Origin of the sequence: Brucella cytisi, from assembly GCF_038433355.1 — a bacterium.
GTDB lineage: Bacteria > Pseudomonadota > Alphaproteobacteria > Rhizobiales > Rhizobiaceae > Brucella > Brucella cytisi.
Genome location: NZ_JBCAUP010000018.1, coordinates 39,172 through 64,745, shown reverse-complemented (window position 1 = coordinate 64,745; position 25,574 = coordinate 39,172). Strand labels below are relative to the sequence as shown.

The window sequence follows — 25,574 nt, the reverse complement described above, 5'->3', positions numbered from 1 at the left end:
TGGTGCTTCAGACGCACGCTTCCACCCGTTGTTGCGGTCCGACAAAGAGAAGCAGGCCCGCGCAAAGCAGTACGTTGATCGCCATTTCGAAATGCCAGAAGAGGCGTGAGCCGAGTGCCAGCGCAACAATGCAGAGCATGACGATCAAGGCGAGGACCGACAGCCGAAAAAGACGTGGAAACGCGCCGAGCCTTCGCCAGAGCGAAAGCGTGCGACGCGCAATACGATTGCTCTCGAGCCAGTGCAGGGCCCGCGATGACAGCTGGATGAAACAAAGCAGCGCGCAGAAGCCAAACAGAGCGGACGGCATCAGCCAGACCTGCAAGCCAACCAGCGCGGCCCCGCTGAGCAGAAAGCCGAGCGCTAGATAACCTGCGCGTTGTCTTTCGTCGGGATAACGTGCTGTTTCGCCAGATGTGAAATCCCTGTTACGGGTCGATAGGTCGACAGCGTTCATTCGAACATCTCCCGCACAAGGGCATGAACACGACGGAAAGCTGTCTCCGCACCCGCGACCACCCGTTCTTCTTCGGCTTCGCTCAGTGGGATCTCGTCCAGCGCGGCTGTAAAGGTCCGCCAGTGCAGCCCGCGCCCTTCCGGGGCGCCAGCCAGATGACGGGCGCCGAACTTTTCATGAAGCCCAAGTTTTTCCGCCTCTTTCAGCAGGAATGCGGCGCCGAGATTGGAGCCTTCCGCCACATAGAGCCAGCCAAGGGCCGTCGGAATATCGACCGACTGCCGGACGGTAAATGCCGGGTCTCCATTCGTCGCCGGATGCGGCAGCGCCAGATCGTCCAGATCTTGGCCAATCTGCGCGAAGCGGCGCCGGCCTTTCAGATCAGGCAGAAGCGCATCAAGTGCCTTGTCGCCATAGAGTGCGTCGATATCGCGGTGGAACTGATATTGCATCGCCGCAAAAAGACCGTAGCGATCACGGCTTGCGAAGGGATTTCCACGCATGATGCTCTGATCCAGCCGTTCATGCGTCTCTGCCGTCCGCGCCTTCAGGCGTTTCGAACGAAGAAGGGTGGGGTGTCGAATAATCACGGCTTCTGACATGACGTTTTTCCCTGTTTTGATTGAATCAACCGATCGGACAGCCGACGAAAGACCTTGCGACTTCCGTCGTTCCGCATTTCAGCCTAAAAGTGGAAATTGAGACCAACCTTCACGGTGTGCGTATCGAGAGAGTTCGATGCCTTGCGTCCATTCACGACACCGGAACTTCCCTGATGTTCGACGGTTTCGTAAATCGGGCGCTCGCTCGGCTCGCAGAATTTCCCCCCGAGGATTTCGCAGATGAATGGCTCCGGCGGCACGATCTCCGTCCCGACCTGCTCGGTCATGGTGTAATTGCCGCTGGTTCCCGCGCGTCCGTTTTCGAAATTGAAGCTGCGGTTTCCAAACCGGCTGTAGGTGTAGTCCGCCTTTACCGACCAGCGGTCGTTGATCGCGTATTCCACGCCGCCGCCGACCGTCAGGCCAGCGCGCGTTCCCGAGGACTGGTCGACGGCAAACATGGCCGTGTCTTTCTGGCCCATCATGTCCTGCGTGTAGCGATATTGATCGCGGGTCTGTCTTTCATGCAGGAAGGCAACGCCTGCAGTACCGTAGACGAGCCAGCGATTGTCGAGCGCATAGCCGAGACGGCCCCGAACCGAACCAGTCCAGTCAATGTCGTAATGGGTCACTGACTGGATGCCCGCCACGTCATTGATCGGCTGAAGCCATTCCTCCTGCATCATGGCCGTCTGCGAACCACGCATACGTGTCTTGCTGACATCGGCTTCTATGCCGAGCACGACCCGGTTGCCGAGCTGGTAGTTGTAACCGGCCTGAACGCCATAGAGCGGTGTGGTACCGAAGCCGCGATCTGCCGATTCAGAGGCGGAAATGGGGTCGGCGCTACCGTTGAGCGCCGTGGTGGTGCCCCATGTCCGCCCCGATGACATGCCGGTATGGATACCGGCATAGAACCCGGTCCAGTCGACGCCCGGAGCAGTGCCCTGCCAGCGGGAGAAGGGCGATAGTTGCGGCAGTTTCTGGTCACCGCCGAACGTGCTCGTCAGGCCTGCATAGAAAGTGCGGCCCGGTCCGGGCTGGTTCACCAGCCCCAGCGGATCGACATAATACTGATCCGTCAGATTTTCGATGCGAGCTGTCGCGGTCAGGCTGTCGGAAACCTTGTACTCGGCAAAAACATCCACCAGCGCATAAGGCTTCCATCGCGTCTGCGAGATGAATTCGCTGGCGCCCGTCGCCGTCACATCACCATGGCCGATGGCACGCGGACCTATATAGGAAACGCGCCCGCCAAGTGTCAGCCTGTCTTCCAGCATTTTCTGCGACAGTGTCAGATCGACGGAATATTTCGGCGGAACATGGTTGGTCGCATAGTCTCCATAAAGCGACTTGTTTCCGCATGTATCTGCCGTGCGGCAAAACTCCACATCGAGATAATAGTTGGCCGACAGATCGGCGGTGAAACCTCCGGCTTCGTACCGGCTCGAGAATTCAAGACCTGAAAAGCGGGCCCGGTCGATATTGTGAATCCGCATGCTGGAATAACCGAGAGGGCTGCTCCACCACTCGCGGGAAATATAGTTCTTGATGTCCCAGTTGAAGTAACCGAGCTTCATCATGAGCGTATCATCGCTCTGGAAAACATCGTTCCGCTTGAGATTTGCGCCGATATCCCAGTTATTGCCCCGTTCGGGAGCAAGGTCCGGCTGGATCACGGTGAAAACACCCATGGATTCGACCGTGCTCGGGAAACGCAGCGCATTGGAATAGTTGACGTAGAGCTGCGCGCCGTCGAAAGGCTCGACCACGACGCCCGCCGTCGGGCTTATCCCGCCTTGCGAACGATCGCTCGGCTCCTCTTCCACATTGGAGCTCTCGCCCCGGTTATGCGAGGAGTAATGCGAATAACGCAGGCCCGCATTCAGTGTCAGCCAGTCCACCGGCTTATAGCCCAACTTGGTATAGACGGCAGCTTCTTCACGGGAGACGTTCGGAAGTTTCAGCCAGCCTTCCAGCAGATCGGTATAGCCGCTCGGCTTGGTATCCTCGTTAAGATAGGAAGCACCATAGGTAAGGTCGACCGAACCGTAGCGGCTCAGATCGAAACTTGACGTATTGGATATGTCGCCTCCCCACATAACGGTATCAGCACCGGTCCTGTAACCGGAAGGAAGGCCAACGGATTCCGAAGTCGGGATCGGTGAGCCCCGCCGCGGATTGCGCATTTCGAGCTTGGTCAGCCAGAGATTGGCCTTCATGTCGATCAGATCGTTGTCGTCCGGATTCCAGCGATAGCGCAGCGTGCCCGTATCGAGCTTTGCGCCCGATGTCTGCTCCTGCTGTACCGGCTGGCTGCGTTCGTCAGTGAAGCGCGAGGCTAGAAGATCACCTGCTTCGCTGCGAAAACCGGTATAGCCGAGCTGAAGCTCGTGGCCGCCGTCGAAGCGGAACGTCCCCTTGGTCAGATAGGATTCGGTCTGGAGCTGGGTGTTCAGCACCTCTTCCCCGGCGCGATAATTCGTGAGGCCGCCGTTTTCGACATAGGACGGCCAGTTTTCGCACCATGTTCCCGAAGTGTTGCACACCCTTCGCGGCCCGACATTCACGGGTTTAGCCGATGGGCCGTGCTTGCCCGCATGATAATTGCCGCGCTTGCGATAGGCATAGCCCGCAAAGAGGTCGTAGTTCTCCTCCTTCATGGCTGCGACAATGCTGCCTGAACCGGCAGTTGGCGAAAGAAGGGACGGCCTGTCCAGGCCATCGCCGGCAGGAATGGCCACCGGATTGTCCCTCGGGGAATAGGGCCATTGATAACCGCCCTTGGCGCCACCATGCGGCGTCGAGGAATTTCCGGCATATTCGCCCTTCACCCGGATGCCCCAGGTGTCGCCCGGCTTGACGATATCGTCCGCATTCAATGTACGGATGGCGACGCTACCGGCAATGCCGCGCGACGCGGCATCCGATCCCTTGCTCTGATCGATGCCGCCGATAAAATCGGGATCGATATAGGTACGGTTGGAAAGACCCTGATACCCTTGATAGACGGTGATGCCGTTTTCCGCGCCATCAATCGTGGTGGCAACGCGTCCAAAGCCCTGCATGCCGCGAATATTGACATCAACCGCGCCTGCACCATTGCGCGCCTCGCCCGACATCACGCCCGGCGTTCCGCGGAAAATATCGGCAGGGCTGGAACCCCTGAACCGCTCGATGGTCTCAGCCGAAATGTGCGAAGTGGCCGCCGGTGTTTCGTAAGGCGCATCCTGCGCGGCGATGCCCCCGCCACTCGTTACCGTGATCGTGTCGAGAAGCGTCGTCCCGCCCACATCGAGCGGCGCCTGTCCCCCGACTGTCTGGCCAGAAAGCGCAACCGTTCCGCTGCCGGTGAACCGATAGGAAATGCCCGATCCCGACAGAAGCCTTGTCAGTGCCTGTTTCGATGTCATCGTGCCGGAAACGCCGGCAGAGCGCTTGGCAGAAGCTAGCTCCGGCAGATAGGTGACCTGCAAACCCGCCTGCTTGCCGAAGGTGGCAAGCGCGCCCGAGAGGGACCCGGCGGGTATGTTGAACGCGGTCTCCCTCGCGGTCTGGGCCTGCGCGGCGACACTTGCCGCCAATGCGAGTGCGACGGCACAGGTCGATCCCAGAAGCGCCGTCGTCAGAATACCGATTCCAAATTGCCGTCCGAACTGCCGCTCAACCCAATTATTGACATCAAGCCCCATAGCTCAACCACTCCAATCCGCCATTTATGGAAATGGGCAGTCGTATGGCAGCAGCTAACTTCCGGCCCTGATGTCTGAAACGGACGGACGCGCGTAATTTTCTCCCCCGCCATCAAAAAAAGAGGGAAATCAGATGCTGGAAACAATCGTGAGCCAGGGTGTTATCTGGCGGACCTTACCACCATAGGGTTCGACCACGGCTTCCAGCGCCGACAGTGGCTGGCTGAGATCGAACACGCCAGAGATGCGCTCTGCGCCGAAATCCGACTGGGCCAGTACGACGCGGCCCCATTTCCAGCGCGCGATACGGGCAACGACCGAGGCGATGCTGTCACGATCCGCCACCAGCAGCCCGTCCCGCCATGCCGCGATCTGGCTGACATCGCGGACACCGCGCTCGAAACTGGATTTGCAAGGGTCGAATGACATCCATTCGCCTGCGCTAACTGGCGGCTGCGCGGCCATGCCTGCCGCCTGAACCCTCACATCCACCGCACCATGATCGACGGAAACGGCGAGGTAACCCGCATCGTTGCTGACCTCAAATGCTGTTCCCAGCGCCGTAGCCACCAGATCGCCTGTCGTCACCTGGAATGGCCGCGCCGCATCGGGTGCGACATCGAAGAAGGCCATGCCGGACATAAGCTCCACGCGGCGATACCGGTCACCGAAACGAGATCGGATTGCGCTGTCAGCCCCGAGCGTCACCTCCGATCCGTCCCTGAGCGTGACCCGACGCAACTCGGCGGTGGCTGTCACATAATCAGCGCGTGCTTGCAGGACCAACTGCGGCCCTAGCAGTGCGCCCGCGCCAATCACCGTCAGACCAGTCATACCGCCCAATAGAACCGAGCGCCGTGACATCGCCCTGCCCGCCACGCCGCTGCGTTTCGCCTGCATGACCATTCCGGCCATTCCGTGAATTTCCATTGCCTCGCACCAGGCAGTTTCATGATCGGGGCTGCGGGCACGCCAGCGGGCAACAAGTTCATGCGCGACAGGATTGCCGGGGTCGTCCTGCATGCGGATGACAAGGTCGAGCGCTTCCTCGAACAGCCTTTCGCTTTTCGACACTTTTTCATTCATGAACGAACGGCTCCTCGCGACACTGCAAACCGAAGCAATCTTTCTATAATTGGTGAAACGGACGGGCGGAGGAAATTTTCACCTGTCGATGGAAGCACAGCAATCAAAAAGACGAGTCTTCCTTCAGCCGCGCACGCAGGTGCAGATAGGCGCGCTTGATGAGCATCCAAGTCCGCGACACTGAAAGATCAAGCTCCGATGCAACCTCCGCAATTGTCTTCTCGTCGAGACGATGCATCTCGAAGGCTTTTCGCGTCTTTTCTGGTAGTTCCAGAAGCGCACTTTCGATAAGCGCCAGACGCTGCCGGTCATAGACGACGGCTTCAGGCGTTGGCGTATTATCGGCAAGCCGCTGCCATTCGCCTTCGGCGAGATCGGACCGCTGGAATAGCCGTTCGCGCCGATAGAGGTCGGTCGACAGATTGCGCGCGATCTGATGCAGATAGGCGCGCGGATTGCTGTCTGCCTGTGGCGCTGCAGACAGCACCCGGACGAATGTGTCCTGCGTCAGATCGGAAGCTGTTTCCGCATTGTGCCCCCGGCGTCGGAAGAACCGGTTCAACTCCCGGGCATGGTTTTGGAAGAGACGGTGCAAATTCCACATTGCTCGAAGCCAGTTAAATGGGGGTGACGAACCGGTGCGTCACTGCTCTGGCAGCACGCCTGCTCCACATCTTATATATGATTATAATAGTCAAGTTTAATTTGATATAACCACGATCCGAGCACAAGCCATTCATCTTCGTCATTTGGGTTTCGTTTCTGGGAAATAAATTCTGTAGATTGACGAACATGCGAGGCAATTATTGAAATAAAGTCCAATAACCCCTCTAAAGGAAATAAAATAGCCTGCGATCGGCCGCCATTATCAGTGAGAAAACAGATTTCACCCTGGCAGTCCCAAGCGGGTTTGTACGGCCGATCGATGGAGGAATGTTTCAGGAAGACACACCGGAATTCATTCGGCGTTTCAAGTTCGACTATGCAATCATTTCCGTGAGCGGCATCAATGATGACGGCGACCATACGGAAGTAGCCGTCGTGTCAGCAGCACTTGGACAAGCTGCACACAAATTGCTCGCAGTGGATAGCTCGAAGTTTGGCAAACGTGCCATGGTGAAGCTTGGTTCAGTTCACGACATCACCGCGCTCATAACAAATGAAATGCCAGCCCCGATCTTGTCCGGCATACTCGAGGAAGCCAGTATCCCTGTCATTCTCTCATTATAGGCGTATGCTGGACGGTAGAGAGTTCAAACCTCATTACAAATCATTGTTTTCGGAATGAACCCCTGTCGCCGCAGCAAACTAAGCAAGCATAGTGCTCAAATCATACGAATATTCATTAACTTCGCGAAGATCTAGCTGAGTTTCCACATGGTCGAGATGATGCGCCATCAGACTAACAGCACTCGTTACATTCTTTTGCAATATGGCATCCACGATCTCGGCGTGTTCGTCTGGTCCGCAATTGAAATAGTCTGCCTTGCGATAGACCGCGGTGATAAGCGACGTCCGGGACACAAGATCACGCATCATTGTGAATAGAAAATCCGACAATGCCAGCTCAGCCAGAAGAAGATGAAAACCACCGGACAATTTGATAATGTCGGTCGTGATATTTTTCGTATTGGCAACCCGTTCTTTGGCAACGTGATCGCTTAGCCGCTTAAAATCGGTACGTGTTGCTGACCGACAAAGGCGCTCCACGACGCAACGCTCAACTGTCCTGCGTACAAAGAACACATCCCGAGCTTCACCAACGGTGGGCTTACAGACGAATGCACCGCGATTGGGAAGAATATCTACAAGTCCCTCCCGTTTGAGGGCGGCAAGTGCTTGTCGAATACGAGCGCGGCTGACATTGAAAATCTCCGCCATCTGCTCTTCCTTGAGCTGTACGCCCGGACGAAGACGCCGCTCTGCAATAGACAGCCAGACTTTCTCAACAATCTGCTGTGTCGATGCACCCGTTTGCTCCGCCATGAGCTATACTCCCCTTCCATTTCACCAAGCTTGACGCGACAAGAAAAGTCAACCATCACAGCTCGCAAGGAGGACAATATTGTCAACAATTATTGGGCGTTATGCCTCTTGGGTGACAACCGTACAACGGGTCGTGCTTTTGACCCGAGGATAGTCATAGCTATTCACCTTGGAGGTGGCATATCCGGCGCCAACCAGCGCTTCCGCTATTTTGACCGCAGCTGTTACGCCGTCGATCACTGGCACACCAGTCGCTTCCTTCAGGCGTTCACACAATGACGACATTCCTGCGCAACCCAGCACGATGGATTCTGCTCCGTCCTCCGCCTTCGCGCGTTCAATTTCTCTCAGTAACAACTGTTCGGCTTTATACGAATCTTCCTCGAGGGCAAGTACCGGAAGGTCGATCGCGCGCACCTTGCGGCAGTGATGATCGGCACCGTAGTCACTCACAAGATCCTCGATGATCGCCACAGAGCGCGGAAGAGTCGTTATCACCGAAAAGCGGCGGCTGATAGTCATCGCCACCTGTATCGCGGCCTGGCAGATGCCAATCACTGGACCTCTCGCCACTTCGCGCGCGGCATGCAAGCCCGGATCGTCAAAGCAGGCAATGACATAGGCATCCACACCCAGAACCTCGCCTTTTCGGATTTCTGCCAGCATTCCGGGCACGGCCATCGCCTCATCCGCTCCACCTTCAATACTGACCGGGGTATCGGTCGGGTTGGCGGCGGAGATATGCGTATGATCATGCTTGACCAGCAAAGCGCTCTCAAGCGCCTGCGCCGTCATGGATGCCGTGGAATTGGGATTGATGAGATGAATATGCATATTGGTATTCTCTGTTGCCTGGCTTTTGACCTACTGTTTCGGCTTCTTGAAATCGCCAATAGGTGGAGCTTTCAAAACGAACTGGCGGTCTGATGTCACATAGTTGTCGGCGTGAAGCCGGGCTATTGGCTGATAAGATTCCGGGTCCACATAATGACCCTCGGCATCAAGACAATTGCGACGGACGTGCATCTGTACCACCTCACCCAGAACCAGAGTCCGACGTGGGTAATCAATCAGACGTTCGACCCGACACTCGAAAACGCATGGTGCCTCCTGAGGATAAGCGACGTCGATCTTGCGACACGGAACGGGGCTCAATCCTGCAACTTGGAGCTCATCCACCTCGCTGTCGAAACCAAGCCCGCAAATCAGCATCTGTTGAGACAAAGCCATATCCACCATGCTGATGGCGAACTCACCGGACCGACGAATGTTGACCATCGTGTCCTTCTGCTCCCCTGTCAGACGCGGCTGAATACCCAAAACGACGATAGCTGGATCATGAGAAAACACATTGAAAAAGCTCATCGGCGCAGCATTGTTATGCCCGGCTTCGGATCGGGTCGTCACAAGCGCAATCGGACGCGGACCAATGAAATTCGTCAGCAGTCTATAACGGCTTTGCGGTTCAATCGCTTCGAAATCAAATTCCATGGGCAGCCCAGACGTTGATATCATCATCTACAATAATCTTTCATATTGTCGACAATTCTGCAAGCAATTAAATCCACGAGTTGACTTTTTCACCCGTATGACGATTGTCTGCGTCAGCAAGGAGAAACCACACATGAACGCACCAGCCGCAATGTCGGTCGAGCAGATAGTTGAAAGGGTTTGGCTTTCGATCGCTGAACGGCGATTGCGCCCTGGTGTACAACTCAAGGAAGAACAACTGGCGTCGATTTTTCATGTCAGTCGCGCTCGTATCCGTCAGGCACTGACGGTCCTTGAACGTGATGGCCTTGTGACCATCATTCCCAATCGTGGTGCCTTCGTCAGCAAGCCGTCTGTCGAAGAGGCGCGTGATGTTTTCTTCGTTCGACAAGCTGTGGAGCGGTGCATTGTAGAGCGGCTCTGCACTTCGATGCTGAAGGACAGCGTGAAAAGGCTTCGCGATCACGTCAATCAGGAACGAGTTGCAAACGCCGAAGATAGCACCACCGACATCATCAAGCTTTCGGGCGGCTTCCATCTTTTGCTGGCGGAACTGACGGGTTCCGATTTCCTGTTCACAACGATGCGGGATCTTATTGCCCGCACCTCGCTTATCACGGCCATTTATCGAAATACTACCCGGTTCAATTGCGGGCCCGACGAACATGCCGAGATCGTGGAAGCGATTTCGGCGAAAGAAGTGCAGAAGGCCGTGCATCTTATGGCGCATCATCTGGAACATGTGGAATCCGAACTGGACCTGAGCGAGATACGCGATCTTTCCCACGATCTGCGAGCAGCATTGGCGTGAAGCAAAGAAGTTGAATACCAGCTTCTTTGCTCGTTTTCTTCTTCAAGCCTCCGTTTCGACCAGGTGACAGGCGACGCGGGTACGGTTTGGCAATAACTGCATCGCCGGCACTTCCTTCGAACAGCGCTCCACGGCAAACGGGCAGCGCGGATGAAAGGTACAGCCGGAAGGTGGTTTGAGCGGACTTGGCACTTCGCCACTCGCAGGTTCGCGATTACGGTTTGGCGATTCGATGTTAGGGATCGTCTGCAGCAAAAGCTGTGTGTAGGGATGACGCGGCTGGGCAAAAAGCTCTTCCGTATCGCCTTCTTCCACAATGCGGCCCAGATACATCACCGCGATACGGTCCGACATATGGCGAACGACGCTCATATCGTGACTGATGAACAGATAGGTCAGACCCAGCTCGTCCTGCAGCCGACGCATCAGATTGAGAACCTGCGCCTGCACTGATACGTCAAGCGCCGAAGTAGGTTCGTCGCATACAAGAAACTCCGGTTCGCTCGCAAGTGCGCGGGCAATTGAGATACGCTGGCGCTGTCCACCCGAAAACTCGTGCGGGAACTTCTCGCCATCCGACGGAGAGAGTCCAACAGTAAGCAGAAGTTCTTCCACACGTTCGGTCACTTCGGCAGCACTGCTGCGCAGCTTCAACTCACGCAGCGGTTCGGCGATGATGTTCTTCACACGCCAGCGCGGATTGAGTGAGGCATATGGATCCTGAAAAATCATCTGCGCCGACAAGGGAGCACCGCTCTTACCCGGAGCAAATCGCATTTCGCCACTTGTCGCATGGTGCAGCCCGGTGACAAGCCGCGCCACCGTGGATTTCCCGCAACCGCTTTCGCCCACAATGCTGAGACAGCCACCTGCCGGCACCGTAAAACTGATATCATTCACGGCCTGTAGATATTGCCTGGGCTTGCGCTCTACCACCCGGTTTAGCCAGGGAGCAGACACATCAAAAGTTTTGACAAGCCGATCAACAGTCAACGCTGGGGCTTTTTCCAAAGGTTTTGTCATGCGGTGCCTCCTGCATTCAGCCAGCATGCACTAGCGGTCTGGTCGGAAAATATGAGTTCCGGGCGCTCGCGCAGACAACGCGGTCCCGCTGCCTTGCAGCGTGGGTTGAAGGCGCAGCCATCGGGTATCGCATCAAGGCGCGGCATTGAGCCATCAATCTGGTTGAGCTTCTCAACCCGTGCACCAAGCGACGGAATGGAAGACATCAGTCCCTGCGTATAGGGATGACGTGGCTGGTGCAGCACCTGCTCCACCGGCCCGATTTCGATCAGCCTTCCGGCGTACATGACTGCAATTCGATCGGCAGCTTCGGCAATCACACCCATGTCGTGGGTAACGAGCATGACCGCAGTCTGCTTTTCCTTGCACAGCTTGCGCAGGAGCGAGATGATCTGCGCCTGGATCGACACGTCCAGCGCAGTGGTGGGCTCGTCGGCGATGACCAGTTTCGGCGACGCAGCGAGCGCGAGCGCGATTACCACACGCTGGCGCATACCGCCCGAGAACTGGTGAGGATACTGGTTGACCCGCTCTTCTGGGGAGGGAATGCCCACGTCCCGCAACAGCTGCACAGCGCGCGCACGTGCATCCACACGGCCGAGACCAAGATGCCGCCGAATGGTTTCGACAAGCTGCGCTCCCACCGTGAATAGCGGATTGAGCGAAGTAAGCGGATCCTGGAAAATGGCGCCGATTTCACGCCCGCGAATTTTTTCCATAGCGCGATCATCAAGCGTATCGATCCGTTGCTTACCAAGCCAGACTTCGCCACCAGCGATATGGCCAGGTCGCTCAAGCAACCCCTGTATAGCGAGACCGGTCATCGACTTTCCGGCACCGGATTCACCAACGACGCCCAGAATTTCACCTGGGCGGATCGACAGGCTGACATCCGACAACGCCGTTACTGTACCGCGACGGCCAGGAAAATCCACGCGGAGGTTACGGACATCAACGACTGGTTCCTGTGTGTCAACCATTTGCGTTTTCCTCTGTCGGCCCTTCAATCGGATAGCTCGGCGGGAAGATTTCAGCGACCGGAGGGTTATTCCAGCTCCGCTCGGGGTATTTGGCGATGAGGCGGTCATACTGGATTTGTGCCTGATCCCGCGCCCTCTCCATATCGAACCCGGTCAGCTTGCGGTCCATCATGGAAACCCGCCCATCGACAAAGACCGCCTGTGTAATCTTGCCTGAGCCACCGGTTACTATCGTTGTGATTGGGTCGATAGATGGTGCCATGAACGTATCGTCGAGACGGAAGACGGCAATATCTGCCCGCGCACCCGGCGACAGGTGACCGAGGTCTGGACGGCCTAACGCTCGTGCGCCGCCGATCGTCGCTGCGTCGAACAGGTCGGCTGCGCGCAAGCAGTCCGGCGCGCCATCGGCAACGCGACCGGTGATGAGGCCGACCAGCATGTTCATCAGCATGTCAGGCGGCGTCGTGTCCGTGCCCATAGCAATATTGATCCCGCGCTTGCGGCAATCCGAGAATGATTTCAGGATCGAACCGCCTCGGCCTGAGACCAGCGGGCAATGGACGATGGAAACACCGTTTTCGCCATAGAGCCCGAGGTCTTCTTCGGTGGCATTGGTAGCGTGTGGAGCAATAAGTCGATCACTCAGCAGGCCATTTTTGGCAAGCCAGACCGGCGCGGTAGAACCGTGCAGCATACGCACAGTGTCAACCTCCATCGCACCTTGTGCCATGTGGAGGCGGAATTTGCAGCCAAGGTCGCGCGCTGCAGCATCGGTGTTCTGGATCAGCTTGAGAGTGGAGGTTTCAACGCGATCCGGCGCCAACATACCGCGTACCAGATCGCCATGACGACCATTCTGGTGCTCGATATAGGCTACCGCGTCCCTCAGTCCCTGGAGGCCGCGCTCCTCATCGAAGACAGGCACCATCCTGCCCGGTGCTTCAAGCACCATCCCGCCCGAACGGTAGGCGGGACTGAGATAGACACGCAGACCGAGAACGCCTGCAGCTTCGGCAGCGGCGTCGAACTCGGCGACCGTTTCGCCCCATTCGCGGTAAAACAGCGAGGCAATCGGAGCGGCAGTGGTGATACCGTTCAACAATAGCTGGCCGAAAGCAAATCGCTTCTGAAAGGCCAGTTCCTCTTGCGTGTACATCTCGTATGGCCCTGCATCAACATAGGAGCGCGGCCAAACGCGGCCCTTCGCCCAGCCGGGATGATGATCGATGCCAAGGATCGTCGTATCGAGGTCTGAAAGCGCATCAAGATCGATCAATCCAGGACTGATCAATGCATTGCCGAAATCAATGCGGCGGGCCACTTCGCCAGCGAAATCATGACCGACAAACAGTATCTCGCCATTGTCGAAGACGACCTCACCGTTCTTCAGAAGCCGGTGGCCACCATCCTTGTGTCCGACCACCCAGCTGGCGGTGATAAGTGTGCGTCCTTCCGGTCGACGACCAACTGGAAGGGCGTCTAGTATTTTGTTCATCACGGCATCTCCACCACAGCAACGCCCTGACGGGCCGTGACGCGACCGCCCTTGACGACCAACGGACGTGGGGCCACATCCACCACCGCATGAGCCAGCGTCTCACCGGTAAGAAGTGTGAAATCGGCATTGCAGCCAACACTCAGTCCGTAATTCTCCAGACGCAACACATCTGCACCGCCTTGGGAAACAATATGCAGAACATGTTCCAGATCATGATCCGAGCGCACGCCGTTTTTCATGCCGATGACCTTCGCGCGATCAAGCATGTCCGGCTGGCCCCACGGCCCCCAGGTGTCACGGATACCGTCACAACCGCCACCAATGCGAACGCCTGCTTCCTTGAGCCGTCTGATCGATGGTACCGTGGCCGACGGTGCGCCGGTGGTCAGGATGGCAACATCAAGGATAGCGAGCTGTTCCATCAGTTGACCGACACGCAGATAGTCGTTCATGCCAAGCGCGAAAGCGTGACTGATCGCTACCTTGCCTTCCATGCCGTTGGCACGGATACGCTCAAAAATAAGTTCCATCGTGAAAGCACCAAGATCACCCGTTTCGTGCAGATGGATATCGATCGGCACGTCATACTTGGTTGCAAGAGCGAACAGAATATCGAGCTGGCCTTTCGGGTCGCGGTCGATGCCGCATGGATCAATCCCGCCCAGAACCTCGCATCCCTGACGGAGCGCCTCGTCGAGCAGTTCTTTCGTGCCCGGCATGACCATCAGACCCGACTGGGGAAAAGCGACAATTTCGATATCGATGATACCCTTGAGCTTTTCCCGCGTCTCCCAAACGCCTTCGACCAGCGACAGGCCATGGGTCGGATCGATATCGACATGACTACGAATATGCGTGCCGCCATGCGCAGCAAGGCCAATGGCGTGGCGCATCGATTGGCGGTGCGGATCAAGGCCGATCTCCAGCCGGTTCTCGCGTTCGAAATCGATACGCTCGCGCAGAACCGCGGCACGATTGTTGACATGCCAGGGCATGCCCCACGTGGTCTTGTCGAGATGAGTATGCGCATCTATCAGCCCGGGCGCGACGATGGCGTTGCCGCCATCTTCCACAGCCATACCAGGCTCTGCCTCGAACTGCCCGAAACCGGCAATCTTTCCGTCCCTGATCATTACATCGCAGGTTTCACCTGCCATCGGGCGTACGTTGCGGAGCAAAAGATTGTTCATAAAACTCACCTCAATTTCGGATTAAGAGCATCGCGCAGCCAGTCGCCGAGCATGTTCACGGCCACGACCAGCAGGCAGAGCTGAATGACAGGGAAAAGCACGATCCACCATGAACCGGAGAACAGGAACTGGTTGCCGATGCGGATCAATGTTCCAAGCGATGGCTGGCTTGGCGGCATGCCAATACCGAGGAACGATAGCGTTGCTTCAGTAAGGATGGCCATGCCGAAGTTGAGCGTTGCCGCAACCATGATCGGGGTCAGTGTATTGGGAAGAATGTGCTTGGCCATGATGCGCCGTGCCGGCACACCGATCAATCGCGCCGCCGACACGTAATCCTTGCCGGTCTCAACAATGGCTTGCGCGCGCACTGTACGAGCATATTGAACCCATGCCGAAAGTGCGATCGCCAGAATAAGAACTGCAGAAGCGCCAATTTCGCGCAGGCTGACCGGTAGCATCTGCCGCACGACCGTGGACACCAGAATGGCGACCAGAATGGTCGGGATTGAGAGAGTGATATCGCCGAAACGCATCAGTAGATTGTCGATAAAGCCACCGAAATAGCCTGAAACCAATCCCGCACTCATACCGATCACAAGTGAGAGAACCACCGAAGCAATGCCGATGACGATTGAAATGCGCGTGCCATACAGAATGGCGGACAACATATCTCGACCCTGAGTATCGGTACCAAGAAGATATGGCCATTCACCGCCCTCCTCCCATAGCGGTGGCAGTTCAGCTTTCCACATATCGAGCGCTGCACCGTCGTAGGGATTCTGCGGTGCGATCAGTGGCGCGAAAAGAGCCGTGAGGATCAGGATTGCGAGAAGCGCGGCACTGAACATAGCCGTCTTGCTGTGCGTGAAGGACCACCAGAGATCGCTTTTACGGAAGCGCTGGAAAAGTGACTGTCTCTCGACAGAGGTGGCTTGTGAGGTTTGGGTGCTCATCGATATGGACTCCCGTTTTATCAGCGTGCAGTGCGCAAGCGGGGATCGATTACCGCGTAGGCAATATCCACCAGCGTGTTGAGCACGACAAAGATGAAGGAAATGATGCAGAGATAAGCCGCCATCACAGGAATATCGAGGAAGGTGACAGCCTGGATGAACAACATGCCCATACCCGGCCACTGAAACACGGTTTCGGTGATCAGTGCGAAGGCAATCAACGAACCGACATTCATGGCAGTCATGGTCACGACCGGCATCAGGCAATTACGCAGTGCGTGCCTGAAATAAATGCGCCAGCGCGGAATGCCGCGAGCCCGGGCAAATTTCACATAATCCGAACGAAGCACTTCCAGCATTTCGGCACGCACGAGCCGCATGACAAGAGTGACCTGATACAGCGAAAGCGCGATTGACGGCAGGAGGATTGCGGCACGGCCCGAAGGGGTCAGAAGCCCTGTTGACCACCACCCGAGCTGGACCACATCACCGCGCCCGAATGCAGGAAACCATCCAAGTGACACCGAAAAAACGAGGATCAACAGAATACCGACCACAAAGCTCGGCAGCGATACGCCGACAATGGAGAGGAACTGCAGACCCTCCGTATACCATTTGCCTCGTTTGATCGCGGTCAGCACCCCTAATGGCAGGCCAACCAGCAGCGAGATCAGGGTGGCGACGAGAACCAGTTCAAGTGTTGCTGGAAAGCGTTCACCGATGAGATTCAACACGTCCTGGCCGTTGCGATAGGAAATGCCAAAATTGCCTTGTGCTGCATTGACCACAAAACGGGTATACTGCGTCATCAGGCCATCGTTGAGGCCAAGACGCTCACGCAGATTATCGCGGTCAGCCTGCGTCATCTGCTCGTTGGCCATCATCTCGACAGGGTCGCCAGCCAGCCGGAAAATCAGAAAGGCAAGCAAAGCGACGGCCAACATCACCATGACAGCGTTTGCCAGGCGCTTAATGATAAAAACCAGCATAGAAATCCCTCGGTAACAACAGGGCGTTCCGGGGGACAACTGCCCCCCGGAGCATCATGATTGATTTACTGTGCAAAGTGCGTCAGCCAATGACGCGGCTTGTTGTCCGGTAATTGCACGATCTTGTCGATCTTCTTCGACATGACCCATGCCATTGGTTGCTGGTGCAGAGGCAGCATCACAAGTTCGTCTTTCACCATTTTCAGCGCTTCGGTTTGCAGCGCGAGACGTTTGGTGCGATCCATCTCGGTCGATGCCTGTACGACAAGCTTGTCGATGTCCGGATAGCTCCATCCGCCCCAGTTGAAGACACCTGCATTGGCTGTCTTGGTCTCGATCATCTGGAGAAGGATAGAATAGCTGTCTAGCATGGGCTCAGTCGCCCAGCCGATCAGATAGACGTCAGCCTTACCACCTGTGCGTTTTGGCGCTTGCGCAGCAGTCGGCGCTATGTCCAGCTGCGGCTTGAATCCGCCGCGGCTCAGCATGTTTACCATGCCCTGGCAAAGCTCTTCCTCGTTCACATAAGCGTCGGTCGTGCACACCAGTGTGAATGGAAAATCAGTGGCGCCAGCCTCTGCGAGAAGCTTCTTCGAGAGCTCAGGATCGTATTTGAGCGTGGTGTCCAGCTCCGGCGTATAACCTGGAATTTCCGGCGCAACCACGGCCCCGGCGGTACGCGACTTGCCGCGCATTATGCGCTTCTGGATCAGATCACGGTCGAGCGCATGAGCGAAAGCCTGGCGCACGCGCAAATCGTTGAACTTGTTCTCCGAGCCATTAGCGAGTTGCGACTTCCGGTTAAACCCAACCATTACAGTGCGCAGGTCCGTGCGTTCCATCACATTGAGATCCGGCTGGGCCTGTAAACGCGGAAGATCCTGCGACGGCGCATTCTCCGTAAAGTTGACTTCACCGGAGAGTAATGCCGCTACGCGCGTCGCAGCAGATGTAATGGGCGTAAATTCGATCCGATCAATGTTGGACTGCGACTTGTCCCACCAGCCCGGGTTCTTCACAAGAATAGTTTTGGAATCCGGCACACGGCTTTCAAGTTTGAACGGACCTGTGCCGTTGGTGTTGTAGGTTGCATATCCCTCGATCTTCGCGCCGACATCCGTAGGCTTTTCCGAATTGTTGTTTTTCAACCAGCCGGCATCAAAGATATGGATATTGGTCAGATCGTTGAGAAGCAGTGGATAGGGGCCGCTCAACTCGATATCGACAGTATAATCGTCTACTTTCTGGGAGGACTTGTAAGCAGGAAGGTTTCCACGTAGCGGCGAGACCGGATCGCTTACACGCTTCAACGAAGCGAGTACGTCATCAGCATTGAACTCGGCACCATCGTGGAATTTTACGCCTTTGCGCAGGTGAAAACGCCATACCGTATCCGAAACATTCTCCCAGGATTCGGCAAGAGCAGGCTCGATCTTCAATTCCGCGTCGTAACGCACCAAACCTTCATAGACATGATTGAGGAAAGACAGCGTATAGCTGTCGCCGTAGGAATATGGATCAAGCGAATAGATATCGCGCGATGCCCCCCATTTCAGCGTTTCGGCATGGCCTGACAAAGTCAGGCTGGCCAGCATGGTGGCCGCAAGGCCCAGTCTTTTCAACATTGATTTGCTCCGCTTCTGGAAATTCGCGCCCCTTTTCGGGGTCTGTTTTCAGTTCGCCTTTATCATCGCCCACGCGGTGATTTCGGCCATTCGCGCCCTTACGGCGCGCTACAAGTTGAGTGTGATTTCCTCCCTGCAACATGGCCCCGCCTTTTCGGCTGTTTTCTTGGCCACGAACGACAGTATGTCCATTAGTCAAAAGTTGTCAACGCGATTGTTGACAATATTATTATATTTGCGCGTCTTATATGTCGACAAAGGCGTCCAATGAAGGGCTTCGCTTCAATCAGACCTCCATACCGGGTAACTTGGCGAAAATATCTCTTCGACCTGCGGATGTTGCCAGCTCCTGTCAGGATATTTGGTGATCAGCCCGTCAAACTGCCGCTGCGCCCGCTCCCGCGCAGCTACCATGTCGATTCCAGCCACTCTGCCATCCAGCATGGACAAGCGCCCATCGACAAAAACCGCCTTTGTGACCTTGCCGGAACCGCCAATGACCAGCGTCGTAATTGGATCGACACTTGGCGTCATATGGATGTCGTCAAGACGAAAAACAGCAATATCCGCCTTTGCGCCTGCACAGAGCCTTCCGATATCCTGACGTCCGAGCGCTTTTGCCCCGCCCAACGTCGCCGCATCGAACAGGTCTTTCGACCAAACCGCGTCCGACGCTTTTTCGCCGATACGGCAGGCAATCAATCCGACGAGCATATTCATGAACATATCTGGTGGCGCCGTGTCGGTGGCCATGCCGATATTGATGCCTAGTTTGCGGCAAGAAGCAAAGGAATGCAGGATGCTGCCCATCCGCGCCGAAACCAGCGGTGAATGCGCAATGGACACACCGTGCCGGGCATAGAGCTGCAGATCCTGCATCGAGGCATAGGTACCGTGCGGCGCGTAAAGTCGTTCGCTCATGAGGCCGTTGTCGGCCAGCCATTGCGGCCCCGAAACGCCATGCAACCTGTGCATTGTATCGAGTTCCAGCTTACCCTGGGCCATATGAATTCTGACCCGGCAGTCGAGATCGCATGCCGCTGCCATGGTGCGCTGCAACAAGGGCAGCGTGCAGGTTTCGATACGGTCAGGGGCAAGCAATCCATTGATCAGGCCGCCATGGCGCCCGTGGTTGCGCTCGATGAAATCGATAGCGTCGGCTAGACCCTGGAGCCCGCGCTCTTCGTTGAACATCGGCTCGATGCGCCCCGGTGCCTCCAGTATCATGCCACCGGAACGATAGGCGGGACCGAGAAAAACCCGCAGACCGAGATCGCCTGCTGCCTGCGCGGCGGCTTCGAACTCAGTTACGGTTTCCGCCCATTCGCGGTAATAGAGCGAGGCGATAGGGGCGGCGGAGGTAATGCCATTCAACAGAAGAAGGCCAAAACCGAACCGCTTCTGGAATGCCAGCTCCTCTTCCGAATACATTTCGTAAGGTCCGCGCTCTACATAGGAACGCGGCCAGATACGCCCTTTCGCCCATGCCGGCTGATTGTCATGCACCAGCAAATAAGTATCAAGATCGGACAATGCGTCGATGTCGATCAAACCAGGACTTATCATTGCTTTGCCGAAATCGATACGTCGTGCCACCTGTCCCTCGAAATGTGGTCCGGCATAGAGCACCTGATTGTCTTCGAAGACGATCTCGCCATTGGGAATGAGCCAATGCCTCTCGTCGCGCCATGCAAGCACCCATTCCGCAGTTAGAAGGGTCAGTCCTTCTGATCTCCTGCCGAGAGCCAGCTGATCCAAAACGGGTTGACTGGAGATGTTAGTTTGCATCGAACGATGTTCCTGTGGTCTGGATACTAAAAAAGCGTTTCATCGAGATGAAACGCTTTTTTCCATATTATCTAACGGCTTATCTTATTCGGCCATCATCGTGCGCCAGTGGCGCGGCTTATTGTCAGCACGAAAGTCCACGCTTTGGACCTTATCGAGCATGCCCCAGGCAATAGGCTGCTGATGGAGCGGGATCAGGATCGCCTTGTCCTTGGCAATCTTCAGCGCTTCCTCTTCCAGAGCGAGGCGTTTGGCGGTGTCCGGCTCCTGGGCGGCTTTTGTCACGAGTGCATCGAGTTCTGGGTAGGACCACCCGCCATAGTTGGAAACACCGGTCGAACCGCTGCGTGTCGAGAGCACCTGAGAAAGCAACGAATAGGCATCAAGGGTCGGCTCGTTGGCCCAGCTCAGATTGAACATATCAGCCTTGCCGTTGGTACGCTTCGGCTGCTGCACTGCACGCGGCCCCATATCGATGGTTGGCTCGAAGCCGGCGCGCTTCAGCATGTTTGCAATGCCTGAGCAGATATCTTCCTCGTTGATGCTCTCGTCATTCATACACAGATAGGTGAAGGCCAGCCCCTTCTGCCCTGCTTCTTCCAGCAGCTTTTGTGCAAGCTTGGGATCGGCCGGCTGATAGACGTCGAGGGACTTGGCATAGCCAGCGATTTCAGGTGCGATGAGAGAACCGGAAGGCCGTGCCAGAGCCCGCATGATCTTCTTGTTGATGAGATCTCGGTCGATACTCGCTTCCACAGCCTGACGGACGCGAACATCCAGGAACGGGTTTGGACGCCCATCCTCAAGCTTTTCCTTGCCGTTGAAACCGATGAAGACCGTGCGCAGCTCCGTGCGCTTGCTCACCTTGATACCCGGTGAGGATTCCAGCCTTGGAAGATCCTGAATGGGAGCGGAATCAACCAGATCTATTTCGTTCGATAGCAGTGCGGCAACGCGGGTTGCAGCAGAGGAGATTGGAACATACTCGATACGATCGAGATTATGCTTCTTCTCATCCCACCACTGATTGTTGATCACGAGAACCGTTTTCGAATCCGGAACACGGCTGTCCAGCTTGAACGGACCAGTACCGTTGGTGTTGTGAGTGGCATAGTTTTCGGTTTTGGAGGCGATATCGGTCGGCTTTTCGGCATTGTTGTCCTTGAGCCATTTTGCATTGAACATGAAGATATTGGTCATGTCGTTGAGGAACAATGCGGTTGGCGCCGAAACTTCGATATCGACAGTGAAATCGTCGACTTTCTTGACCCCGACATAAAGCGGAATATTACCGCGCAGAGGCGAAGTCGGATCCGATACACGGTTCATCGAGGCGACCACATCGTCAGCAGTGAAGTCTGCACCGTTGTGGAATTTCACGCCTTTGCGCAATGTGAAGCGCCAGTACTTGTTGTCGACAAGCTCCCATTTAGTGGCAAGCGCCGGTTCAATCTCGAAATTCGGACCGTAGCGGATCAGGCCCTCGTAAATATGGTTCAGAAACGCGAGATTGGACGTCGAAGGAACCGAATCCGGATCAAGGGAGTAAATGTCCGCTCGGCTGCCCCAGCGTAATGTCGCAGCGCCTGCCGATGAAACCGCGAGTGGAGCAGCGATAGCCGCGGCGGTCAGCGCCGATATGAGAAACCTGTTGAGACGCGTCATGCTCTTCCCTTCATGAGTAACGATAAGATCCGTTCGTCCGGATTTTTCAGCAGTATCATAATCCGTTTTATTATTGTCAACGATATTGTTGGCAATTATGCTTCAGAACATCAACACCAAAAAACAACTTTCGAGGCAGGAAACGTGCACCGAAACCAAAAGATAAGGGGAAAGTGAATGGATGGGTTCTTGCTGCTTCACGGGACGATCGTGACAGTCGACAGCACCCGGCGGATCATTGACGACGGTGGTCTGGCGATCGAAAACGACAGAATCGTTGATATCGGTACTGCAGGGGAACTCCATACCCGACATGCCGGGAAGAAAGTAATCGACTGTACGGGAAAACTGATAATCCCGGGGCTGATTGACGCTCACGGGCACGCAGGTCATGCCTTGATCCGCAGCATCGGTGCAGACACCAACTCGCTGTGGATGCGGATCGTCACGCCAACCTACTATCACTATGTCACACGCGACTACTGGTACGCGGATGGTCTTGTTTCCGGCCTTGAAAGATTATGTGCTGGCGTAACGACGTCTGCCAGCATTATCACCTCCATGCCGCGTAGCGACGATCCGGCGTTCGCAATCAATCATGCCCGCGCTTATTCCGAACTCGGCTTGCGGGAGATCATCTGTGTGGGCCCTGCCGGCCTGCCATGGCCGCAATCGGTTACACGCTGGGAAAGCGGCAAACCAGAGCGACACAGCGTTTCCTTCGAGGAAATGATCGAGGGGGCCGAGGCTGTTATCGAAAGTCTGAACGGAACTGCCGATGGACGCATAAAGGTCTTTCTGACGCCATTCACCATTGTACCCTCAGTTGAGCCGTCGAATGCCTCGACGCCGGATTTCGCCGTAACCCTGACCAAGGATGACCGGATGCAGGCAAGGCGCATTCGCGAAACCGCGAGCAAATGGGGTGTCCGCATTCACTCCGATGCCTTTGCTGGACAGATCCGCATGGCGTGGCAAGACAAAGAGAATGCGCTGCTCGGACCTGACGTTCACCTCCAGCATTGCTGGGGCATTTCACATGAGGAAATAGATATTCTCGCTGAAACAGGTACGCATGTCACCCATGCTCCGCCCGGCCGGTCGACGCCGATTATGCAGATGATGGCCCGCGGGGTACCAGTCGCCATTACTTCGGACGGCGCCGCTCCCAGCCGCCATTTTGACATGCTGCAGATCGCACGCATTGCCCAGTCGACGCAGCATATCCTGCACAATCATGACCGCTATATCCTCCCACCGGGCAAGGTCTTCGAAATGATCACCATCGATGCCGCGCGCGCGATTGGCATGGATCACGAGATCGGTTCTCTCGAAAAGGGCAAGAAAGCCGATGTCGCCATTATCGATATGCGAAAACCCCATCTGACACCCAACTGGATGCCGGTTCACCGTCTGATCCATCAGGTACTGGGGAGCGATGTGGATACCGTGATCGTGGACGGGAAAATTCTTATGGAGGACGGCAAGGTGCTAACCGCCAATATGCATGAAGCGCTGGCTTTCGGCGAAGCGGAAGCCCGCGCGCTGGTGAAGCGTGCTGGCTTGCAGAACCATATGCATGATCCCGCCTGGGGCCAACTGCAACGAACCTTTCGTGAACCTGTCAACCCACCCCCGTTGCCCGAGGACAGGCGGTAGGTCCCTGTCGGTGCGCTTTGGGTATATCCCAACCCAATAGTCGTTAATTTAGCGTGGGGGCTAAGGATACCGTCGACGTCCCTCTCTCAAGGCGTTCGACGCCGCTGCCCGTCACCTGTCGGTCAACCTAGCCGTACAGGAATTGTGCGTGACACCGGGAGCCGTCAGTCAGATGCTGAAGGTTCTTGAGAAGAGCATGGGGTAAGACTGTTTGATCGGGCGACGCGGGGAATCTATTTAACCGACGCTGGCCGCGACGAAGTACCTGCCGTTCCGCACCGCAACCGATGGCAAGACCTCAGTGGCAAGTTCACCGGTACTGTCCAGCTATCAAGCGGCAAGTTCGCTGCAATGGAGCGAAGCCATGAGTTCACGCAGGTCCCATGGCGACCGGCTCGGCCGCGAGGTCAGTGGTATAGTACAGGGTGGACCGGTGTAGTGGCAGTTGGAACAACAACAATGTTTGGGAATATGACCGTTCGTACCACCAGTTGACAAAACTGCCAACTCCATTATGGTATGAACATTCCATAATGGAGTTGGATGTGTATGGCCCGCTTGAGAGAGTTTGACGAAGAGCGCGTTCTGGACGCGGTAATGGAGACCTTCTGGCGTAACGGTTACGAGGGCACTTCCGCGCAGAATCTCGTTGATGCGACTGGGCTTGGTCGCGGAAGCCTCTATGCTGCATATACCAACAAGATTGGTCTGTTTGAGCAGGCCCTGACACGCTACCGCATGCGTGCGCAAGCTCACGTCGACAAGCTGCGGCAAGACGGATCCCCCATGGATCGACTGCGTGAGTTGATGGTGGATATCGTCGATGCCGATCTGGGCTTGCCAGCAAAGCGGGGGTGCCTCGCTACCAATACCGCCATCGAAATGGCAGGGCGCGATCCACGTGTGGCCGACCTCGTGCGGCAGAACTTCGATATTCTGACGCGCGGCATTGAACAGGTGATCCAGCGCGGACAAATCGCTGGAGAAATTCGTCCTGAAGCCGATGCCGCTACCCTCGCACTATTCGTCTTTAATGCCGTGCAGGGTTTGAGGGTACTCGCCAAGACCTTCCGCCCTGAAGATCGGCCCAAACTCACCGGTATTATCGACCAGACGCTGACGGTATTAACCTGAGCGTTCTATTTTTTTGACTCATTATGGAACGATCGTTACATAAAAATCAAGCCAAAGGAGAATCTTATGGCAGACAATTCAATCGCTCTTCCCGTTGCCGTTCTTGGCACTGGTATCATTGGCGCCGCCGTTGCACGCAATCTGGCCCGGAAAGGTTTTGCGGTTCGAGCATGGAACCGTTCGGCTGAAAAGGCGAGTGCATTGGTTGCTGATGGCGTGGTGCCGTTTCTGAATGCTGCCGATGCTGTGCGCGGCGCGGAAATCGTCGTGACCGTTTTGAAGGATGGTCCCGCCGTGACAGAGGCAATGGCAGCGGCATTGCCAGGCATGTCAAAGGGCATAATCTGGCTTCAGCTCAGCACGGTCGGTGCAGAAGCAATCGACAAGATGGCGAGCTTTTCTGCCGAAAATGACTTGGTCCTCTTTGACGCACCAGTACAGGGAACCCGTCAGCCTGCCGAGCAAGGCAAGCTGGTCATCCTCGCGTCCGGGCCGGAGGAGAAACGCCACACCGCCCAATCCGTTTTCGACGCAATCGGCCAACGCACCTTATGGGTTTCCGAGAAAACCGGCACAAGCAGTCGGCTGAAGCTCGCCCTCAATGCCTATGTTTTCGCACTGACCCACGGCACGGCCGAAACGCTCGCCATAGCCCGCGCGCTTGGCGTCGATCCCGCACTGATAATCGAAGCGGTGACGGCTGGCCCGCTGGACAGCGGCTATTTTCAGGGCAAGGGAGCGGCGATGCTCAAGGGCGATTTCTCCACCAGCTTCTCGGTCGAGAACGGGGTGAAAGACGCACGGCTGGTCGTTGACACGCTCAAGGGAGCCGGCGTTCGCGCCGACCTGGCCGAGGCAGGGCTTGCGCGCTTTGAACGTGTCGTCAGGGCCGGGCATGGCGACAAGGACATCGCCGCATCTATTCTCGCCTGACGGAAG

At 56.2% G+C, this 25,574-nt stretch carries 23 protein-coding genes and 1 pseudogene; 7 read left to right on the top strand and 17 right to left on the bottom strand.

What is annotated here, in order from left to right:
* Nucleotides 1–7: 7 nt before the first annotated feature.
* The 5 genes from AAE521_RS17455 to AAE521_RS17435 all read right to left on the bottom strand — a co-directional run bounded on the left by AAE521_RS17455 (nt 8) and on the right by AAE521_RS17435 (nt 6,441).
* Nucleotides 8–457 (bottom strand): DUF454 family protein, encoded by a 450-nt coding sequence (locus AAE521_RS17455; protein WP_071632706.1) that lies wholly within the window; start codon nt 455–457, stop codon nt 8–10.
* Complete coding sequence (locus tag AAE521_RS17450; RefSeq protein WP_342062016.1) at nt 454–1,059, bottom strand: biliverdin-producing heme oxygenase; 606 nt, start codon at nt 1,057–1,059, stop codon at nt 454–456. The genes AAE521_RS17455 and AAE521_RS17450 overlap by 4 nt, the downstream gene beginning before the upstream one ends.
* An 83-nt stretch (nt 1,060–1,142) precedes the next feature.
* On the bottom strand, nt 1,143–4,751 hold the full coding sequence (locus AAE521_RS17445; protein ID WP_342062015.1) for a TonB-dependent receptor domain-containing protein: 3,609 nt from the start codon (nt 4,749–4,751) through the stop codon (nt 1,143–1,145).
* Nucleotides 4,752–4,880: 129 nt separating this feature from the next.
* On the bottom strand, nt 4,881–5,837 hold the full coding sequence (locus tag AAE521_RS17440) for a FecR family protein (RefSeq protein WP_342062014.1): 957 nt from the start codon (nt 5,835–5,837) through the stop codon (nt 4,881–4,883).
* 103 nt (nt 5,838–5,940) lie between these two features.
* Nucleotides 5,941–6,441, bottom strand: coding sequence for an RNA polymerase sigma factor (locus tag AAE521_RS17435; RefSeq protein WP_342062013.1), 501 nt, complete (start codon nt 6,439–6,441; stop codon nt 5,941–5,943).
* 245 nt (nt 6,442–6,686) lie between these two features.
* Between AAE521_RS17435 and AAE521_RS17430 the strand changes: the two genes are divergently transcribed.
* Nucleotides 6,687–7,067: a DeoR/GlpR family DNA-binding transcription regulator gene (locus tag AAE521_RS17430; protein WP_342062044.1), complete on the top strand. Its 381-nt coding sequence runs from the start codon at nt 6,687–6,689 to the stop codon at nt 7,065–7,067.
* 78 nt (nt 7,068–7,145) lie between these two features.
* Here AAE521_RS17430 and AAE521_RS17425 read toward each other — a convergent pair whose 3' ends face one another.
* The 3 genes from AAE521_RS17425 to AAE521_RS17415 form a co-directional block, all read right to left on the bottom strand.
* Nucleotides 7,146–7,823, bottom strand: a complete 678-nt coding sequence (locus AAE521_RS17425; protein ID WP_342062012.1) for a GntR family transcriptional regulator — start codon at nt 7,821–7,823, stop codon at nt 7,146–7,148.
* A gap of 99 nt (nt 7,824–7,922) precedes the next feature.
* Nucleotides 7,923–8,657, bottom strand: coding sequence for an aspartate/glutamate racemase family protein (locus tag AAE521_RS17420; RefSeq protein WP_342062011.1), 735 nt, complete (start codon nt 8,655–8,657; stop codon nt 7,923–7,925).
* Between the two features lie 30 nt (nt 8,658–8,687).
* The gene (locus tag AAE521_RS17415) at nt 8,688–9,314 is read right to left on the bottom strand and encodes a flavin reductase family protein (protein ID WP_342062010.1); all 627 of its coding nucleotides are present in this window, start codon (nt 9,312–9,314) and stop codon (nt 8,688–8,690) included.
* Between the two features lie 133 nt (nt 9,315–9,447).
* On the opposite strand from AAE521_RS17415, the gene AAE521_RS17410 reads away from it, so the two are divergent.
* Nucleotides 9,448–10,125, top strand: a complete 678-nt coding sequence (locus tag AAE521_RS17410; RefSeq protein WP_342062009.1) for a GntR family transcriptional regulator — start codon at nt 9,448–9,450, stop codon at nt 10,123–10,125.
* 42 nt (nt 10,126–10,167) lie between these two features.
* On the opposite strand, the gene AAE521_RS17405 is transcribed toward AAE521_RS17410, so the two are convergent.
* The 9 genes from AAE521_RS17405 to AAE521_RS17365 form a co-directional block, all read right to left on the bottom strand.
* The gene (locus AAE521_RS17405) at nt 10,168–11,148 is read right to left on the bottom strand and encodes an ABC transporter ATP-binding protein (protein ID WP_342062008.1); all 981 of its coding nucleotides are present in this window, start codon (nt 11,146–11,148) and stop codon (nt 10,168–10,170) included.
* Complete coding sequence (locus AAE521_RS17400; RefSeq protein ID WP_071632716.1) at nt 11,145–12,128, bottom strand: ABC transporter ATP-binding protein; 984 nt, start codon at nt 12,126–12,128, stop codon at nt 11,145–11,147. The genes AAE521_RS17405 and AAE521_RS17400 overlap by 4 nt, the downstream gene beginning before the upstream one ends.
* Complete coding sequence (locus AAE521_RS17395; protein WP_342062007.1) at nt 12,121–13,626, bottom strand: amidohydrolase family protein; 1,506 nt, start codon at nt 13,624–13,626, stop codon at nt 12,121–12,123. Before AAE521_RS17395 ends, AAE521_RS17400 begins: the two co-directional genes overlap by 8 nt.
* A complete protein-coding gene (locus AAE521_RS17390; protein ID WP_342062006.1) occupies nt 13,626–14,819 on the bottom strand; it encodes an amidohydrolase family protein in 1,194 nt (397 codons plus the stop codon). The genes AAE521_RS17395 and AAE521_RS17390 overlap by 1 nt, the downstream gene beginning before the upstream one ends.
* A 5-nt stretch (nt 14,820–14,824) precedes the next feature.
* Entirely contained in the window at nt 14,825–15,775 is a 951-nt protein-coding gene (locus AAE521_RS17385) for an ABC transporter permease (RefSeq protein WP_342062005.1), read from the bottom strand.
* A gap of 20 nt (nt 15,776–15,795) precedes the next feature.
* Nucleotides 15,796–16,764 (bottom strand): ABC transporter permease, encoded by a 969-nt coding sequence (locus AAE521_RS17380; RefSeq protein ID WP_071632720.1) that lies wholly within the window; start codon nt 16,762–16,764, stop codon nt 15,796–15,798.
* A 65-nt stretch (nt 16,765–16,829) separates the two neighbouring features.
* Nucleotides 16,830–18,389, bottom strand: coding sequence for an ABC transporter substrate-binding protein (locus AAE521_RS17375; RefSeq protein ID WP_342062004.1), 1,560 nt, complete (start codon nt 18,387–18,389; stop codon nt 16,830–16,832).
* A gap of 282 nt (nt 18,390–18,671) precedes the next feature.
* Entirely contained in the window at nt 18,672–20,177 is a 1,506-nt protein-coding gene (locus tag AAE521_RS17370; RefSeq protein WP_342062003.1) for an amidohydrolase family protein, read from the bottom strand.
* Between the two features lie 84 nt (nt 20,178–20,261).
* A complete protein-coding gene (locus AAE521_RS17365; RefSeq protein WP_342062002.1) occupies nt 20,262–21,842 on the bottom strand; it encodes an ABC transporter substrate-binding protein in 1,581 nt (526 codons plus the stop codon).
* Nucleotides 21,843–22,019: 177 nt separating this feature from the next.
* Here AAE521_RS17365 and AAE521_RS17360 point away from each other — a divergent pair, with 177 nt between their 5' ends.
* The 5 genes and pseudogenes from AAE521_RS17360 to AAE521_RS17345 all read left to right on the top strand — a co-directional run bounded on the left by AAE521_RS17360 (nt 22,020) and on the right by AAE521_RS17345 (nt 25,568).
* Nucleotides 22,020–23,501, top strand: a complete 1,482-nt coding sequence (locus AAE521_RS17360; protein ID WP_342062001.1) for an amidohydrolase family protein — start codon at nt 22,020–22,022, stop codon at nt 23,499–23,501.
* A 115-nt stretch (nt 23,502–23,616) separates the two neighbouring features.
* Entirely contained in the window at nt 23,617–23,706 is a 90-nt protein-coding gene (locus AAE521_RS26770) for a hypothetical protein (protein ID WP_374864952.1), read from the top strand.
* Between the two features lie 42 nt (nt 23,707–23,748).
* Nucleotides 23,749–23,940: pseudogene (locus AAE521_RS17355) on the top strand (DUF3363 domain-containing protein); the annotation flags it as partial.
* A 110-nt stretch (nt 23,941–24,050) separates the two neighbouring features.
* Nucleotides 24,051–24,635, top strand: a complete 585-nt coding sequence (locus AAE521_RS17350; RefSeq protein WP_342062000.1) for a TetR/AcrR family transcriptional regulator — start codon at nt 24,051–24,053, stop codon at nt 24,633–24,635.
* 66 nt (nt 24,636–24,701) lie between these two features.
* On the top strand, nt 24,702–25,568 hold the full coding sequence (locus AAE521_RS17345; protein ID WP_342061999.1) for an NAD(P)-dependent oxidoreductase: 867 nt from the start codon (nt 24,702–24,704) through the stop codon (nt 25,566–25,568).
* The last annotated feature ends 6 nt before the right edge of the window (nt 25,569–25,574 follow it).

What these genes read in the sequence shown, in the direction of transcription:
- AAE521_RS17365 (WP_342062002.1), bottom strand. Translation starts at nt 21,842, where the DNA reads ATGACGCGTCTCAACAGGTTTCTCATATCGGCGCTGACCGCCGCGGCT.
- AAE521_RS17360 (WP_342062001.1), top strand. Translation starts at nt 22,020, where the DNA reads ATGGATGGGTTCTTGCTGCTTCACGGGACGATCGTGACAGTCGACAGC.
- AAE521_RS17415 (WP_342062010.1), bottom strand. Translation starts at nt 9,314, where the DNA reads ATGGAATTTGATTTCGAAGCGATTGAACCGCAAAGCCGTTATAGACTG.
- AAE521_RS17375 (WP_342062004.1), bottom strand. Translation starts at nt 18,389, where the DNA reads ATGTTGAAAAGACTGGGCCTTGCGGCCACCATGCTGGCCAGCCTGACT.
- AAE521_RS17370 (WP_342062003.1), bottom strand. Translation starts at nt 20,177, where the DNA reads ATGCAAACTAACATCTCCAGTCAACCCGTTTTGGATCAGCTGGCTCTC.
- AAE521_RS17390 (WP_342062006.1), bottom strand. Translation starts at nt 14,819, where the DNA reads ATGAACAATCTTTTGCTCCGCAACGTACGCCCGATGGCAGGTGAAACC.
- AAE521_RS17405 (WP_342062008.1), bottom strand. Translation starts at nt 11,148, where the DNA reads ATGACAAAACCTTTGGAAAAAGCCCCAGCGTTGACTGTTGATCGGCTT.
- AAE521_RS17395 (WP_342062007.1), bottom strand. Translation starts at nt 13,626, where the DNA reads ATGAACAAAATACTAGACGCCCTTCCAGTTGGTCGTCGACCGGAAGGA.
- AAE521_RS17435 (WP_342062013.1), bottom strand. Translation starts at nt 6,441, where the DNA reads ATGTGGAATTTGCACCGTCTCTTCCAAAACCATGCCCGGGAGTTGAAC.
- AAE521_RS17420 (WP_342062011.1), bottom strand. Translation starts at nt 8,657, where the DNA reads ATGCATATTCATCTCATCAATCCCAATTCCACGGCATCCATGACGGCG.
- AAE521_RS17410 (WP_342062009.1), top strand. Translation starts at nt 9,448, where the DNA reads ATGAACGCACCAGCCGCAATGTCGGTCGAGCAGATAGTTGAAAGGGTT.
- AAE521_RS17345 (WP_342061999.1), top strand. Translation starts at nt 24,702, where the DNA reads ATGGCAGACAATTCAATCGCTCTTCCCGTTGCCGTTCTTGGCACTGGT.
- AAE521_RS17440 (WP_342062014.1), bottom strand. Translation starts at nt 5,837, where the DNA reads ATGAATGAAAAAGTGTCGAAAAGCGAAAGGCTGTTCGAGGAAGCGCTC.
- AAE521_RS17400 (WP_071632716.1), bottom strand. Translation starts at nt 12,128, where the DNA reads ATGGTTGACACACAGGAACCAGTCGTTGATGTCCGTAACCTCCGCGTG.
- AAE521_RS17350 (WP_342062000.1), top strand. Translation starts at nt 24,051, where the DNA reads ATGGCCCGCTTGAGAGAGTTTGACGAAGAGCGCGTTCTGGACGCGGTA.
- AAE521_RS17425 (WP_342062012.1), bottom strand. Translation starts at nt 7,823, where the DNA reads ATGGCGGAGCAAACGGGTGCATCGACACAGCAGATTGTTGAGAAAGTC.
- AAE521_RS17455 (WP_071632706.1), bottom strand. Translation starts at nt 457, where the DNA reads ATGAACGCTGTCGACCTATCGACCCGTAACAGGGATTTCACATCTGGC.
- AAE521_RS17445 (WP_342062015.1), bottom strand. Translation starts at nt 4,751, where the DNA reads ATGGGGCTTGATGTCAATAATTGGGTTGAGCGGCAGTTCGGACGGCAA.
- AAE521_RS17385 (WP_342062005.1), bottom strand. Translation starts at nt 15,775, where the DNA reads ATGAGCACCCAAACCTCACAAGCCACCTCTGTCGAGAGACAGTCACTT.
- AAE521_RS17380 (WP_071632720.1), bottom strand. Translation starts at nt 16,764, where the DNA reads ATGCTGGTTTTTATCATTAAGCGCCTGGCAAACGCTGTCATGGTGATG.
- AAE521_RS17450 (WP_342062016.1), bottom strand. Translation starts at nt 1,059, where the DNA reads ATGTCAGAAGCCGTGATTATTCGACACCCCACCCTTCTTCGTTCGAAA.